This is a genomic window from Pseudomonas syringae pv. coryli str. NCPPB 4273, from assembly GCF_000972175.1.
Taxonomy (GTDB): Bacteria; Pseudomonadota; Gammaproteobacteria; order Pseudomonadales; family Pseudomonadaceae; genus Aquipseudomonas; species Aquipseudomonas syringae.
Genome location: NZ_AWQP01000072.1, coordinates 1 through 14,165 on the forward strand (window position 1 = coordinate 1; position 14,165 = coordinate 14,165).

17 protein-coding genes are annotated in these 14,165 nt (G+C 59.7%); all 17 read right to left on the reverse strand.

The window, feature by feature from the left end; translation table 11 throughout:
* A partial coding sequence (locus P406_RS24730; protein WP_046237650.1) for a type IV pilus assembly protein FimV occupies positions 1-469 on the reverse strand: 469 nt, incomplete at its 3' end.
* Positions 470-578: 109 nt separating this feature from the next.
* Positions 579-1,592 carry an aspartate-semialdehyde dehydrogenase gene (locus P406_RS24735; protein WP_046237651.1) on the reverse strand — a complete coding sequence of 338 codons (1,014 nt, stop codon included), beginning with the start codon at positions 1,590-1,592 and terminating at the stop codon, positions 579-581.
* 85 nt (positions 1,593-1,677) lie between these two features.
* Positions 1,678-2,238, reverse strand: coding sequence for a DUF1285 domain-containing protein (locus P406_RS24740; protein ID WP_046237652.1), 561 nt, complete (start codon positions 2,236-2,238; stop codon positions 1,678-1,680).
* Positions 2,239-2,259: 21 nt separating this feature from the next.
* The gene (locus P406_RS24745; protein ID WP_003318496.1) at positions 2,260-2,862 is read right to left on the reverse strand and encodes a DUF4823 domain-containing protein; all 603 of its coding nucleotides are present in this window, start codon (positions 2,860-2,862) and stop codon (positions 2,260-2,262) included.
* Between the two features lie 123 nt (positions 2,863-2,985).
* The gene (locus P406_RS24750) at positions 2,986-3,648 is read right to left on the reverse strand and encodes a TetR/AcrR family transcriptional regulator (RefSeq protein WP_046237653.1); all 663 of its coding nucleotides are present in this window, start codon (positions 3,646-3,648) and stop codon (positions 2,986-2,988) included.
* Positions 3,649-3,807: 159 nt separating this feature from the next.
* Positions 3,808-4,461 (reverse strand): LysE family translocator, encoded by a 654-nt coding sequence (locus P406_RS24755; RefSeq protein WP_046237654.1) that lies wholly within the window; start codon positions 4,459-4,461, stop codon positions 3,808-3,810.
* Between the two features lie 304 nt (positions 4,462-4,765).
* The gene (locus P406_RS24760) at positions 4,766-5,551 is read right to left on the reverse strand and encodes a TatD family hydrolase (protein ID WP_003318499.1); all 786 of its coding nucleotides are present in this window, start codon (positions 5,549-5,551) and stop codon (positions 4,766-4,768) included.
* Positions 5,552-5,565: 14 nt separating this feature from the next.
* Complete coding sequence (locus P406_RS24765; protein WP_003409617.1) at positions 5,566-5,922, reverse strand: PilZ domain-containing protein; 357 nt, start codon at positions 5,920-5,922, stop codon at positions 5,566-5,568.
* 34 nt (positions 5,923-5,956) lie between these two features.
* Positions 5,957-6,943 carry a DNA polymerase III subunit delta' gene (locus P406_RS24770; RefSeq protein ID WP_003347832.1) on the reverse strand — a complete coding sequence of 329 codons (987 nt, stop codon included), beginning with the start codon at positions 6,941-6,943 and terminating at the stop codon, positions 5,957-5,959.
* A complete protein-coding gene (tmk, locus tag P406_RS24775; protein WP_003415681.1) occupies positions 6,936-7,568 on the reverse strand; it encodes a dTMP kinase in 633 nt (210 codons plus the stop codon). Before tmk ends, P406_RS24770 begins: the two co-directional genes overlap by 8 nt.
* A gap of 19 nt (positions 7,569-7,587) precedes the next feature.
* The gene (mltG, locus tag P406_RS24780) at positions 7,588-8,721 is read right to left on the reverse strand and encodes an endolytic transglycosylase MltG (RefSeq protein WP_046237655.1); all 1,134 of its coding nucleotides are present in this window, start codon (positions 8,719-8,721) and stop codon (positions 7,588-7,590) included.
* Positions 8,722-8,723: 2 nt separating this feature from the next.
* Entirely contained in the window at positions 8,724-9,539 is an 816-nt protein-coding gene (gene pabC, locus P406_RS24785) for an aminodeoxychorismate lyase (protein WP_046237656.1), read from the reverse strand.
* The gene (gene fabF / locus P406_RS24790) at positions 9,539-10,783 is read right to left on the reverse strand and encodes a beta-ketoacyl-ACP synthase II (protein WP_003390862.1); all 1,245 of its coding nucleotides are present in this window, start codon (positions 10,781-10,783) and stop codon (positions 9,539-9,541) included. The genes pabC and fabF overlap by 1 nt, the downstream gene beginning before the upstream one ends.
* Before the next feature lie 114 nt (positions 10,784-10,897).
* Positions 10,898-11,134 (reverse strand): acyl carrier protein, encoded by a 237-nt coding sequence (gene acpP / locus P406_RS24795; RefSeq protein ID WP_003227051.1) that lies wholly within the window; start codon positions 11,132-11,134, stop codon positions 10,898-10,900.
* Between the two features lie 191 nt (positions 11,135-11,325).
* Entirely contained in the window at positions 11,326-12,069 is a 744-nt protein-coding gene (gene fabG, locus P406_RS24800; RefSeq protein ID WP_003318510.1) for a 3-oxoacyl-ACP reductase FabG, read from the reverse strand.
* Positions 12,070-12,084: 15 nt separating this feature from the next.
* On the reverse strand, positions 12,085-13,023 hold the full coding sequence (gene fabD, locus P406_RS24805; RefSeq protein ID WP_004418598.1) for an ACP S-malonyltransferase: 939 nt from the start codon (positions 13,021-13,023) through the stop codon (positions 12,085-12,087).
* 116 nt (positions 13,024-13,139) lie between these two features.
* Entirely contained in the window at positions 13,140-14,162 is a 1,023-nt protein-coding gene (gene plsX / locus P406_RS24810) for a phosphate acyltransferase PlsX (protein ID WP_046237657.1), read from the reverse strand.
* Positions 14,163-14,165 lie beyond the last annotated feature (3 nt).

Sequence of the window (14,165 nt, forward strand, 5' to 3'; positions counted from 1 at the left end):
GTTGCGCGGGCGCCGCGGGCGCCGCAGCGGGGGCCGGGGCAGCCGCCGCAGCGGCTGCCTCGGGAGAGAATTTCGGCGGATCGAGCAGAAGGCTGTATTCACGCAGCAACCGACCATTGGGCCAGAGCACCTGAACCAGGAACTTCACATAAGGCTCGCGCACCGGCTTGCTGGATGTAATGCGCAGGACACTTTTACCGCTGGCATTGATAACCGGGGTAAAGGTGAGATCGTTGAGAAATGCCTGACGGGTTACACCCGCCTGCGCGAAGTCGGCCGTGGTGGCCAGGCTGGGCACAACTTGCGTTGCGTTGAGTCCCTGAGCCTCGGTCAACTCGATTTCCGCTACCAATGGCTGATTCAGGGTCGACTTGACCGACAATTCCCCGAGCCCCAGCGCCTGCGCCATACCCGATGACAGCGCTGATGCCGCAGCGATTGCTAATACCAGTTTACGAACCTGAACCATAGCCCATCCCTTGTTTAAAGATTCCCCGAGATCCGGGGAGGTAGTCCTGCATTTGGGTGTAAGGCGTATCGCCGCTAAAACAATTATTCAAATTGTTGCCAAGTATCTTTTACACATAGTCTTTTATCAACAATTCGCCAACCTGCACAGCGTTGAGCGCCGCGCCTTTACGCACATTATCCGAGGTCAGCCACAGATTGAGCTGCTCGGAATCGTCGGTTCCCGCCCTGACGCGTCCCACATAAACCACATCCTGACCCACCGCATCGCCCACCGGTGTAGGGTAATCACCCGCATCGACCAGTTCGATCCCTTCTGCAGAATCGAGTGCAGCATTGACCGCCGCCACGTCGACCGGCCCGGCCGTGCGCAGCGCTACAGTGAAGCTGTCACCAAAGAACACCGGGACCTGAATGCAGGTCGCAGACACTTTGAGTGATGGCAGCGCCAGCAGTTCGCGCAATTCTTCGACCAGACGCCTTTCCAGCGGCAGGTGCCCCGACGCGTCCGGTGTACCTACTTGAGCCAGCAGGTTGAACGCCATCTGGCGATCAAAAAACCGCGTTTCCAGCGGGCGGACATTCAACAGTTCGGTGGTCTGACGTGCCAGCTCGCTGACGCCTTCACGCCCCAGTGCCGATACCGCCAGACACGCCGTTACCGTCACCGACTGAATATCGATCAGGCAGCGCAACGGCGCCAGAGCCAGGGCAACCGCAGTGGCAGAAGCGCTGGGGCTGGCAACCAGACAAGGCGCGATACCACGGCTGTGCAAAAGCGTAGCATTTATTTCCGGCACGACATTCGGCGCCTGGGCTGAGGTAAATGCGCCCGACAAGTCGATGACCGTGCACCCCGCTGCTACCGCCTTTTCGGCGTGACTGCGACTGACCGCAGGCCCCGCTGCGAAAAACGCCATGCGCACCGTGCTGAAATCGAATTCGTCGACTTCGCGTACGCGCACATTCTTGCCTCGAAACGGCACCGAGTGGCCTGCGGACTCGATGCTGGCCAGCAGGTACAGATTGCCCACCGGAAAATTGCGCTCCTCCAGAACCTGCACAACGGTTTCGCCGACAGTACCGGTTGCGCCGACTACGGCGATATCAAAGGACTGGCTCATGCAAAAACCTCAGGAAAATCAGGGAGCGGCACTTTAACCGCCGCATTGCCGACAGGCAATTCAAGCCGGCAATCAGGTGTGTATTTCAAGGCTCGAGCCCTATCGGGAAAAACACGCCATGGCTCCAGACACCCAGCCAGCGCTGTCCGTCTATATCGCGGGAAACGGCCAGCTCGACCAACTGATAGAAAACATTGCGGTGAATCAGCGCCTCAAGATTGCTTCGCACATGAATGTACGGCGCCGGTTCCTGGGTATCAGGGTCGGTGACAACCCGCAAAGGGTGTTCCGGTCCCGCTTCGCTCTGATCCTCTACATTGGTCAGAAAGCGCAACACCTGGCCCTCGCCCTCCCCCAGCACCTCGAGGCTGACGGCGACAAAAGGCGCGTCATCAACCGTGATGCCGACCTTTTCGACGGGCGTGATCAGGAAATAGTCATCGCCATCGCGGCGCATGATGGTCGAGAACAGCCGAACCATCGGTTTGCGGCCGATCGGCGTGCCCAGGTAATACCAGGTACCGTCGCGAGCGATACGCATGTCGATATCGCCGCAGAAATCCGGATTCCACAAATGAACAGGCGGCAACCCTTTGGTTTTGGGGATCTGAGCGAGCAGATCACCCGCCTTGTTTGAATCGGTCACTCAACTCTCCTGACGCGGCTTCTAGCGTTCGACACCCAATAAGGTACGAGCGTAGTCCTCAAGAGGCGGACCCAGCAAATCCTCGGGGCTTTTGTCGTAAAGCGTCAGCAATCCGCCACGGCTGCGAATGCGTGCGCTGTCGATGAGGTAGCGGGTGCCGGTCTCGATCAGCATCAGCTGAATGACACCGCTGTCGACGCCCAGACGATCCACCGCTTCCTGATCAGCCCATTGATCGCCATTGCCGATGCGGTCATCAGCCTTGGCGAAACGCGCATAGAGCAAATAATGTGCGCCCGCAGCACGCGCCTCGACCATGGCTTCATCCAGCCCCAGCGGGCCGCGGGCGCGACGGACCATAGGGAAATACTCGATAAACCCCTTGAAGGCCTCTTCAGCCACCACGTTGGGGCGCGGATAGGCGTTGCCTGGCGGCACGAAGGCGCCCTGAGCGATGTAAATGAACGAGTCAGGCTGCACGCGCCAGTTGGCAGTACGACGGGTTTCGCTATGGTCGAGCAGACCTGCGTCGCTGAATTGCTCGCGAACACCTTCGCCCATGTCACTGACTTTCATGCAGCCACTCAACGCCAGAAGCGCGAGCAGCATAACCAGGCTACGCATTATCCCCTCCCAAATACCGGTGACGGAAAACCGGCGAATGGTCGTCGGATGCAGCTTCCGCGCCATCTCTGACACGGCCGGCGCCAAAGCCTTGAAGCTGATGCTCAGGGCCGGGCCGGCGTGTTATTCGGCGGCAGGATCTGGCGTGGGCTCGACGCTGACTTCGCCGTCGCGCTTGCGCTTGTTGCCCATGCGTACGCCGATGTCCATGAGGAAGTGGAAGAAGCCTTCCTGGTCTTCCAGCACGTTGCTCCAGAACGGCGAGTGATACAGCGCAACAGCGCCATGCACCAGCGCCCAGGCAGCACAGTAATGGTAGTAAGGCGGGACATCTTCGAGCTTGCCTTCGCTGATGCGGCCTTTGATCAGCAGCGTCAGGTGTTCGAAGTTGGAAGCGCGAATCTTGTGCAGTTCTTCGACCAGCTCAGGCACCTGATTGCCCTTGACCACCTTCTCTTCCAGGCGGTCGAACAGGCGATAGCGCTGCGGGTCACGCATGCGGAATTCGAAGTAGGCGCGCGAGAGCGATTCCTTGTCCTTGTCGACATCGGCCGAGTGCAGCAGCTCGTTCAGGTCCCGCTCGTAGTCGAGCATCAGGCGCAGGTAGATTTCCGCCTTGGACTTGAAGTGCTTGTAGATGGTGCCTTTGCCAATGCCGACGGCGTCCGCGATCATCTCGACAGTGACGCTGTCTTCGCCTTGCTCGAGAAACAGCTTTAGCGCGGTGTCGAGAATTTCCTGCTCACGGCGGCGAAATTCACGGACCTTACGAGGTTCTTTCTGCATAGAGAGGTCTGTCAGGATCGAAATCGAAGCCGGGTATTATGCCCAATCGGCGCTAAATTGCACGGTTCATCCATATTTGTCGACCTGCACGAACGATTGGGACGGGAAATCCGCACCGGTCATACCGGACGCCCGATACCGTTCCAGCGCAGTGGCAACCTAGTGCGCTGGCAACGCGGGAGCAGCGACGACAAACTCCAGATAACCCGTGATCACCACATACAACGTGAAGTAGGCAAAGATCAGCGCCGAGGCAATGTACGACCAGCGCAACATTCGTTCGCCCATGAAACGCCCACCCTGGTGAGCCAGCGCACACAGCGAGATCGACCAGACCACGCCCGCAGCGACAAACCCGGCGAGAAAGGTCGAAGCGCTGACAAGATCAGAGCCTTGTCGGGCAATCAGCGCTCCGCCGACTGCGGCAAACCAAAGGATGGCGCTGGGTGAGGACATCGCCAGAAAGATCCCGCGCAGGAACAGCGCCAGGCTGGATTTTTCCGATTCAACCGACTGACTGTCGAGACCGGCGCTGACGGTGGTGGCACTCATGATCATCCTGAAGCTGAACCAGGCCAGCACCGCAGTGCCGCCAATCCAGAGCACGTAGCGCACGGCTTCATATTGCAGCAGCACGGCCATGCCGAGCATCGCCAGGATTGCGTAGGCCAGATCACCGACGCAGGTTCCCAACCCTAGCCACAGCCCTCTGTAAAAACCGCGCTGCATGGACAGCGTGATCATGGCGATGTTTGCCAGACCAATGTCCAGACACAAGGACAGACTCAGCAGAAAACCGTTGGAAAACTCCACCCCACCACTCCACTACTGCAGCGCACCCGCATTTCGCCCGATACAAAGTGTTCATCGAGCACTCAAGGAGCGCTTTAGTATTCCAAAACTGTTTAAAAAACGATCAAAAGACACTGGACGCTACGCTGTCCTGAACAATACTTAAGCTGCTGCCGCGTCATCATTCCCCAAATGACTCGGCAGTAGAGGCGCCAAAGGACTCGCGCGCCTTTGTTTTACTCCTAATGGTCTTAACCCGGCTTCACCCCCCAGAATCCGGGTTTTTTTTGCCTGCGATTTGTCTACCCGTGAACGTGCGCATCTGTCAGCGCTGAACGTGCGCCAGCGGAAACAGGCGAGCGAAATTGGCCGTGGTCTGCTCGGCAAAGCGCTCGTAGGACTCGCCTCGCAACATTGCCAGAAACTCGGCCACCTCACGTACGTACTGGGGCAGATTCGGCTTGCCCCGGTACGGGATGGGCGCGAGGTACGGGGAGTCGGTCTCGACCAGCAGACGATCGGCGGGCACCTGCCTTGCAACATCGCGCAGGGCATCGGCGTTGCGAAACGTCACGATACCGGACAGCGAAATGTAGTAACCCAGGTCCAGCGCGGCCTTGGCCATCTCCCAGTCCTCGGTGAAACAGTGCAGGACACCGGCGTGGGGCAAGGCCGCTTCACGCAGCAGGCTGAGGGTATCGGCACGTGCGCCTCGAGTGTGGATGACCACTGGTTTTTCAGTGATTCTGGCCGCCTCGAGGTGAACCCGGAAAGACGCCTGTTGCAGCTCGGCTGCTTCAGGTTCGTAGTGGTAGTCCAGACCGGTCTCGCCAATCGCAACCACCCGCGGGTGATCCAGCTCCTTGAGCAACCAGTCCAGGGGCGGCATTTCGCCGGGCTTCACGTCCAGCGGATGAATGCCCACCGAGCAGTCGACATCCGCGTAGCGTTCGGCAAGTGCCTTCACCGCACCCGCATTGTCGGCGCTGACACCGATGCAGAGAAAATGCCCGACCCCTCTGCCGCGGGCGGCGTCGAGTGCGGCATCCAGAGAGCCGTCGTGCTGGGCAAGGTCAAGGCGATCAAGGTGACAATGGGAATCTACAAGCATGGGTTAAAACACAACTACATCGTGTGGGTTGGACGATCGGACTTGAGAGCGCCGACCAGGTGAGTTTCGATCAGATTGCGGGCGGTGTTGTCGCCGTCATTGAACTGCACGCCAACGCCGGCAGTGCGATTGCCCTGCGCGCCTTTTGGCGTGATCCAGGCAACACGACCGGCCACCGGAACCTTCTCCGGTTCGTCCATCAGATTGAGCAGCATGAACACTTCATCGCCCAGTTTGTAGCTTTTGCTGGTCGGAATGAACAGCCCGCCGTTTCTGATGAACGGCATATAAGCAGCGTAAAGAACGGATTTGTCCTTGATGGTCAGGGACAGAATGCCATTACGTGGACCTGTGCTCGGCGGCAGACTCATGACAACACCTCAACGGTTCCGGATAACGCAGAGTCTACGCCTGTCCCGGCAGGCCTGCCCACTGCACCAACAACGCTTCAAGCAGCAAAACCCGATTGAGGTTGGCCTTGGACATGACTTTCTGGCGCTGCGCCAGAATCCAGTCCTGAATATCCAGCACTTTGGCGCGAGAAGACTTCTGCGCCAGGTATTGAATCACCTTGCGCATGTCACCCAGGCCAAGGCCCTCCTCGTCCTGCGTCATCTGATAGCGCAGGATCAGGTGCGACCAGTCACAGAACCAGTCGAACAGCAGTAACAACGGAATATCCTTCCAGCCCTCGGCCAGCTGAGTAGCCGACTGTTGTTGCTTGAGCAGCTTCTTGACGCCGTCGACCACCAGCGCGCGCTGTTCGCGAACGCCCTGCGCGTGCAGCGCGACCGCAGCCAGCGGCGACCCGGCGGCCAGCGTCAGCAACTCGAAGCGCTCGTCCTGCGTGCAATCGGGCAATGCGCCGCTCAGCCAGTCAAGGCTCATCTGTTCGCCGGGTAATGGGCAGGCCTGCTGCACACAGCGGCTCTTGACCGTTGGCAGCAAGCGGCTCGGTTGATGACTGACCAGCAACAGAACGGTATTGCCTGAAGGCTCTTCCAGACTTTTCAGCAAGGCATTGGCCGCGTTGGTATTCATCGCTTCCACCGGCTCGACGAGCACCACCTTGCGCCCGCCCATCTGGGCGGTCTGCACCACGAAACTGACCAGATCACGCACCTGATCGACCTTGATCGGCTTGTCCGCCTCTTCCGGTTCGAGCACGTAATTGTCGGGATGGCTGCCAGCCGCCAGCAGCAGACAGGACTTGCAGTGCCCGCAGGCATCAAGCCCGTCAGGCGTCTTGCACAACAAGCTGGCCATCAGCCGTTCAGCCAGGGCGCGCTTACCGATACCCGCAGGCCCGTGCAGCAGATAGGCGTGAGCGTGCTGAGCGCGACCGGCCATCTGCTGCCAGAGCGAAGCCTGCCAGGGATAGGCTTCAGCCACGTTGTAACTCCAGCAACTGAGGCAGCAAGGTGTCGAGGGAAGCCTGCACATCGGCCAGGGTCTGTCCGGCGTCTACCAAGCGATAGCGCGCAGGCTCAGCCTTGGCGCGCTCCAGATAGGTGCTACGCACGGCGTCGAAAAACGCACGGCCTTCCTGCTCGAACCGATCCAGCCGACCGCGTGCAGCGGCGCGTGACAGGCCGATCTCTACCGGCAAGTCGAACACCAGCGTCAGGTCAGGGCGCAGGTCGCCTTGAACGAATTGCTCCAGCGCTGCAATACGCTCATGGGACAGGCCGCGACCGCCGCCCTGATAGGCGTAGGTGGCATCGGTAAACCGATCACAGAGCACCACCTCGCCACGCGCCAGCGCGGGACGAATGACTTCGGCCAGATGCTGGGCACGCGCGGCAAACACCAGCAGCAGTTCGGTGTCGGCGCTCATGGCCTCGTCGCTGGGCGCCAGCAACAGCTCGCGAATACGCTCGGCCAGCGGAGTACCACCCGGTTCGCGGGTCAGCAGTACCTGAACACCCTGCGCACGCAATTGCGCCGCCAGGTAGTCGCGGTTGGTGCTTTTGCCTGCACCTTCCGGGCCTTCAAGAGTGATAAACAAGCCAGTCACAAGTCATCCTTAATCGTCATCATTGCGCATTCGGCTCGGACTGCGGGGCATCCGGAGCATCCGCAGGCACGGCTTCCGAAGAGGGAGAGTCAGCTGCCGGTGCCGGTGTGGCAGGTGTGGCAGGTGCCGGGCTGGAGCGATAATCCGCGCGGCGCTTGAGCTGATAGTCACGCACGGCCGCGTTATGGGCATCCAGATCGTCCGAGAACACATGGCTGCCGTCGCCCTTGGCCACGAAATACAGGCTGCTGCCGTCCACCGGATTGAGCGCAGCGTGAATCGCTTCGCGCCCCACCAGCGAAATGGGCGTCGGCGGCAGGCCGGCGATCATGTAGGTGTTGTAGGGTGTGGCTTCCTTGAGGTTGGCGCGGGTCAGTTTGCCGTTGTAGCGCTCGCCCATGCCGTAGATCACGGTCGGGTCGGTCTGCAACTGCATGCCCAGCTTCAGGCGACGCACGAACACACCGGCTATCTGGCCGCGCTCCTGAGGCACGCCGGTCTCTTTCTCGACCAGCGACGCCATGATCAGCGCCTGATAAGGATTTGAGTAGGGAGCCTCTGATGAACGCGCATTCCATTCCTCGTCGAGTACTTCTTCCAGGCGGCTGTAGGCCTGCTTGAGCAATTCGGCATCGGTCATGCCTCGCACATAGCGGTAAGTGTCCGGAAAGAAACGGCCCTCAGGAAACACGTCGGGGTGGCCGATTTTCGCCATCAGCTCGCTGTCGGACAGACCTGACAGCGTTTGATCGAGCTTGGCCTGTTTGGCCAGCGCAGCACGTACCTGGCGGAAATTCCAGCCTTCGACCAGCGTCAGGCTGTATTGCACGACTTCCTTGCGCTTCCAGACGTCGAACAGGCCCTTGACGTTCATGCCCGGCACCATGCGGTATTCACCGCTGTGCAGCGCCTGTCCGGACAGGTTGAAACGCCAGTAAAGACGCAGCCAGAAAGCGTCCTTGATCACGCCATCGGCCTGCAATCGGTTGAGTACGCCGGTCGGCGTCGAACCGGCCGGTACGTCCAGCAGTTGCTCCTGAGCCACCTCAAGTGGCTGGTTCAGCGCCTGATACTGCTGCCAGAACGCAAAACCGAGCAGCAAACCTGCCAGGACAACCGCCGTTTCCAGCAACACCAATATTTTTCGGATCAAAATCAGATATCCAGAAGGGTGCGAGCAATACCTTGCAGTTTACGGGTCAGCGGCCCGACCGGCCAGTTCAACGCTGCAAAGCTGCAAACCGGCCAGACGCCGTACACGCTATTGCATAGAAACACTTCGTCTGCCGATTCCAGGTCAGACATGTGCAGGTCACGGATATCGACAGCCACTCCCAGCTTTGGTGCCTGATCCAGCAACTCGGCACGCATCGCACCTGCAACCCCGCAGCGGCTGAGATCAGCAGTCAGCAGACGGCCCTCACTGACCAGAAACAGGTTGCTGTAAACACCCTCTATCAGTCGCCCGGACGCGTCACGCATCAAGCCCTCGGCGTGCTCGCTATCACTCCACTCGGATCGGGCCAGTACCTGCTCCAGACGATTGAGGTGCTTGAGTCCGGCCAGAAGCGGCTGTTCCGCCAGACGCGTCTGGCAGGCAAACAGGCGCACGCCCTGCTCGGCATGCGCACCGGGATAGGCTGGCGCAGGGCCGCCCTGCAGGATTCGGCGCGATTGGGCATTGGGGGCAGGAGCGTAGCCGCGCTGGCTGTCGCCACGGGTCAGGATGAGCTTCATGATCCCATCGCCAAGTGCTGCAGCGAAGCGGGTCATTTCTGCGCGAATCAGCGCGTGATCGGTTGCGATCGACAAGCGTGCGCAGCCGCTCTCGAGACGCTGCAGATGGCGCTCCAGGAGCAATGGCTGCCCGGCCTTGACGACGATGGTTTCAAACAGTCCATCGCCGTAGGCCAGCCCTCGGTCCTTGAGGGACAAGGCGTCTGCGGGGCAGCCATCGACCCAGTCGGGCATTACTCGGCGAACCGACGGAATACCAGCGAGCCGTTGGTGCCACCGAAGCCGAAGGAGTTCGACAGAACGACGTCGATCGGCATGCGGCGCGCTTCGTGAGGCACGAAGTCCAGATCGCAGCCTTCACTTGGCTCATCCAGGTTGATGGTCGGTGGAGCCACCTGATCAACCATTGCCAGGACGCTGAAGATCGCTTCGACAGCACCGGCGGCGCCCAGCAGGTGGCCGGTCATCGACTTGGTCGAACTGACTGCCAGCTTGTAGGCGTGATCACCGAATACCGACTTGATCGCAGAAGCCTCGGCCAGATCGCCTGCAGGCGTCGACGTACCATGTGCGTTGATGTACTGCACCTGATCGGGATTGACCTTGGCATCACGCAACGCATTGACGATGCAGCGTGCAGCACCGGCGCCGTCATCAGGTGGCGAAGTCATGTGATAGGCGTCGCCGCTCATGCCGAACCCGACCAGCTCTGCATAAATGGTCGCGCCACGCGCCTTGGCGTGCTCGAGCTCTTCGAGCACCATGGCACCTGCACCGTCGGACAGGACGAAGCCATCACGGCCCTTGTCCCAGGGACGGCTGGCGCGGGTCGGGTCATCGTTGCGGGTCGACAGTGCACGCGCTGCACCGAAGCCGCCCAGACCCAGTCCACAGGCGGCCATTTCAGCGCCGCCGGCGATCATCACGTCCGCTTCGTCATAGGCGATGTTGCGAGCCGCCATGCCGATGCAGTGGGTTGCAGTCGTGCAAGCCGTCGCGATGGAGTAATTGGGTCCCTGTGCGCCCAGATGGATCGACAGGAAACCGGAAATCATATTGATGATCGAGCCAGGAACGAAGAACGGTGATATCCGCCCCGGACCCTGCTCGTGCAGCAGGCGACTGCTGTTTTCGATATTGGTCAGACCACCGATGCCCGAACCCATGGCAACGCCGATGCGCTCACGGTTTGCATCAGTGACTTCAAGGCCTGCATTACGCACGGCCTGAAAGCTGGCCGCGAGGCCATACTGAATAAAGAGATCGAGGCGGCGCGCTTCTTTGGGCGCGAGGTATTCTTCGACGTTGAAACCCTTGACCGAGCCGCCGAAGCGGGTGGTGAAGGCTGACAAGTCCGTGTGCTCGATAAGGCCAATGCCACTGCGGCCCGCCAGAATGCCTTGCCAACTGCTGGGCACGTCATTGCCCAGTGGCGAAAGCATGCCCATCCCGGTGACCACGACGCGTCTACGCGACACAGGACTCTCCTTCTCTCTTGTTTACGGAACAATCACAGCGTTTTTTAAAGAAAAAACCGCACGCCGGTTAAAGCAGTGCGGTTTTCCCGTGACAGCAGTCAGCGATTACAAATCTTAAGCCTGATGGCTAGTGACGTAGTCGATTGCTGCTTGAACGGTAGTGATCTTTTCCGCTTCTTCGTCAGGGATTTCGGTCTCGAATTCCTCTTCCAGAGCCATTACCAGCTCGACGGTGTCCAGGGAGTCAGCGCCCAGGTCCTCAACGAAAGAAGCAGTGTTGACAACCTCTTCTTGTTTGACGCCAAGTTGCTCTGCAACGATTTTCTTGACGCGCTCTTCGATGGTGCTCATACCTAGTTTTAACTCCTAGTGGAAATGTTCAGGCATCTGGCCAGTGGGTAAGTGTATAGAAGAGGTTTTGCGAATTTCAAGCTTAACGCTCTCCCCTTATGCCCAACCGTACCTTTGCCCATTCATAGATTGCAGCTTTATAACGGATTTTAGACAGCTCGTATGACATTTTTTTGAAACAGGTCGTCACATTAGCTCATGTACATGCCGCCGTTAACAGGGATTGTGGCCCCGGTAACGTAGCCTGCGCCTTCGGACGCAAGAAAAGCGACTACGTGCGCAATCTCTTCGGCTTGCCCCAAACGGCCCAGGGGTATCTGGGTAATCAGTGACTCACGCTGAGCCTCAGGCAGCTCACGCGTCATGTCGGTATCGATAAAACCCGGTGCCACCGAATTCACGGTGACCGCCCGCGAGCCCACTTCACGGGCCAGAGCCCGACTGAAGCCTTCCAGACCGGCCTTCGCGGAAGCATAGTTTACTTGACCGGCGTTGCCCATGGCACCCACAACCGAACCAATGCTGATAATACGCCCCCAACGCGCTTTGGTCATGCCACGCAGAACGCCCTTGGAAAGACGGAAAAGGCTGTTCAGATTGGTGTTGACGACGTCATACCATTCGTCATCTTTCATGCGCATCATCAGGTTATCACGGGTGATACCGGCGTTATTGACCAGAATCAACGGTGCGCCGACGCGCTCCTGAATGGTGGACAGAACCGAATTCACAGACTCGGCATCGCAGACATCCAGCATCAGGCCAAAGCCTTCGATGCCGTTTTCCTTGAACGTCGCGCTGATGCGCTCGGCACCGGACTCTGACGTCGCGGTCCCCACGACAACAGCACCGTTGCGTCCCAATTCCAGAGCAATGGCTTGACCAATGCCGCGACTTGCACCGGTTACCAGTGCCACTTTACCTTGAAGGCTCATGCAGGCTTCTCCTAATCAGGCCAGTGCCGCGCGCGCGGCGGCAAAGGCGTCCGGGGTATCAAGGTTGTAGGTCATCACGCCGTCGGCGCAACGCTTGTTCAGACCGGCCAGCACTTTGCCCGGACCGCACTCCACAAGCTGGGTCGCACCGCGACTGGCCAGGCATTGAATGGATTCGACCCAGCGTACCGGCTTGTACAACTGCTCCAGCAAATCACGCTTGAGCGTCGCCAGATCACTGACGGCACTGGCGCTGACGTTCTGTACCAGCGCAATTTCCGGCGCTTGCCATTCGATGGCTTCAACGGCCTCGGCGAAACGCTCGGCGGCCGGGCGCATCAGTTCGCAGTGCGATGGCACGCTGACCGGCAATGGCAAAGCGCGCTTGGCGCCACGGGCCTTGCACAGCTCCATGGCACGCTTGACAGCCTCGGCGGAACCGGCAATCACCACCTGGCCCGGCGAGTTGAAATTCACGGCACTGACGACCTCACCCTGTGCCGCTTCGGCGCAGGCTGCGATAACGTCGGCATCATCGAGCCCCAGAATGGCGGCCATGCCACCCTGACCCGCTGGTACCGCTTCCTGCATCAACTGGCCGCGACGCTCGACAAGCTTTACGGCGTCGGCCAGGCTCAGGCTTTGCGCGGCTACCAGTGCGCTGTATTCACCCAGACTGTGACCGGCGACGAACGCAGGAACCGCACCGCCCTCGGCCAGCCACACATGCCACAAGGCAACCGAAGCGGTCAAAATGGCCGGCTGGGTCTTGTCGGTCTGATTGAGCAGCTCGGCAGGACCGTTCTGAGTCAATGCCCACAGGTCATAGCCGAGGGCTTCGGAAGCCTGCTCGAAAGTGTCGAGGATCAGCGGATGTTGCGCGCCTTGTTCGGCGAGCATACCGAGCGATTGCGATCCTTGACCCGGAAAGACGAATGCGAGGGATGCAGACATTTGACAAGCCTCTGAATTATTGTCGCCAAAATGGGCGTCCGGACAGGCCGAACGCGGGAATTCTAATGTATATGACTGATCGGTTGGATGACTGACCAGTCTGATGCGTCACATTTTCAGCTTCGGTCGTCCTGAAACATCGTTTCAAGCCGCCCCTTCAAACGCTGTGGCAGGTTCTCACGGGACTCGACGAGCGCTCGATGAATCGCACTCTGAAAGCCTGAAACACTTGCAGAGCCATGGCTTTTCACCACGACCCCCTGCAACCCGAGCAGGCTCGCGCCATTATGACGGGCGGGCGCCAGGTCGGTCTGCAAGCGCTTCAGCAAGGGCAACGCCAGCGCGCCGACCGCCCTGCTGAGCAGATTGCGCTGGAACAGCGTCTCGATCCTGGCCGCAATCATGGTCGCCAGCCCCTCACTCGACTTGAGCAATACGTTGCCGGCGAAACCATCACACACCACCACGTCAGCCTCTCCCCTGTACAACCCGTCGCCTTCGACATAGCCAATGTAGTTAAGCCCCGAGGCAGACTGCAAAAGACCGGCAGCACGCTTGACCTGCTGATTGCCCTTGATGTCTTCAGTGCCCACATTGAGCAAGGCCACTCTGGGCGTTGCGACACCGAGGATCTCGGCAAGCACCGAGCCCATCACTGCAAACTGATAGAGCGCCTCGGCGCTGCAATCGACGTTCGCCCCCAGGTCCAGCAGCTGGCAATGACCTGAGCGAGTGGGAATGGCTGCGATCATTGCCGGGCGATCAATCCCTGGCAAGGTCTTGAGCACAAACCGGGAAAGCGCCATCAGCGCACCGGTATTGCCGGCACTGACACATGCCTGGGCCTGACCGCTGGCCACCAGCTCGAGAGCAACGCGCATGGAAGAGTCAGGCTTGCCACGCAACGCCTGAGACGGACGCTCGTCCATCGCAATCGCTTCACTGGCATGAATGACACGCAGGCGCGAACGATCCACGGCTTCATGAGCAGAGACGAGTTCTTCAATAAGGGAGGCTTGGCCGACAAGGGCCAGGTGAAGCGAGGGAGTAGCTGTCAGGCACGCGAGGCTTGCCTGAACAATGTTGCGGGGACCGAAGTCCCCGCCCATTGCGTCGATCGCGATGATCGGAGCGGACAAGAA

Bases quoted from the DNA above. Each gene is read 5' to 3' on its own strand.
- P406_RS24735 (WP_046237651.1), bottom strand. From the start codon at position 1,592: ATGAGCCAGTCCTTTGATATCGCCGTAGTCGGCGCAACCGGTACTGTC.
- P406_RS24745 (WP_003318496.1), bottom strand. From the start codon at position 2,862: ATGCGTAGCCTGGTTATGCTGCTCGCGCTTCTGGCGTTGAGTGGCTGC.
- P406_RS24750 (WP_046237653.1), bottom strand. From the start codon at position 3,648: ATGCAGAAAGAACCTCGTAAGGTCCGTGAATTTCGCCGCCGTGAGCAG.
- P406_RS24760 (WP_003318499.1), bottom strand. From the start codon at position 5,551: ATGCTTGTAGATTCCCATTGTCACCTTGATCGCCTTGACCTTGCCCAG.
- P406_RS24765 (WP_003409617.1), bottom strand. From the start codon at position 5,922: ATGAGTCTGCCGCCGAGCACAGGTCCACGTAATGGCATTCTGTCCCTG.
- pabC (WP_046237656.1), bottom strand. From the start codon at position 9,539: ATGCCCGACTGGGTCGATGGCTGCCCCGCAGACGCCTTGTCCCTCAAG.
- acpP (WP_003227051.1), bottom strand. From the start codon at position 11,134: ATGAGCACCATCGAAGAGCGCGTCAAGAAAATCGTTGCAGAGCAACTT.
- fabG (WP_003318510.1), bottom strand. From the start codon at position 12,069: ATGAGCCTTCAAGGTAAAGTGGCACTGGTAACCGGTGCAAGTCGCGGC.
- fabD (WP_004418598.1), bottom strand. From the start codon at position 13,023: ATGTCTGCATCCCTCGCATTCGTCTTTCCGGGTCAAGGATCGCAATCG.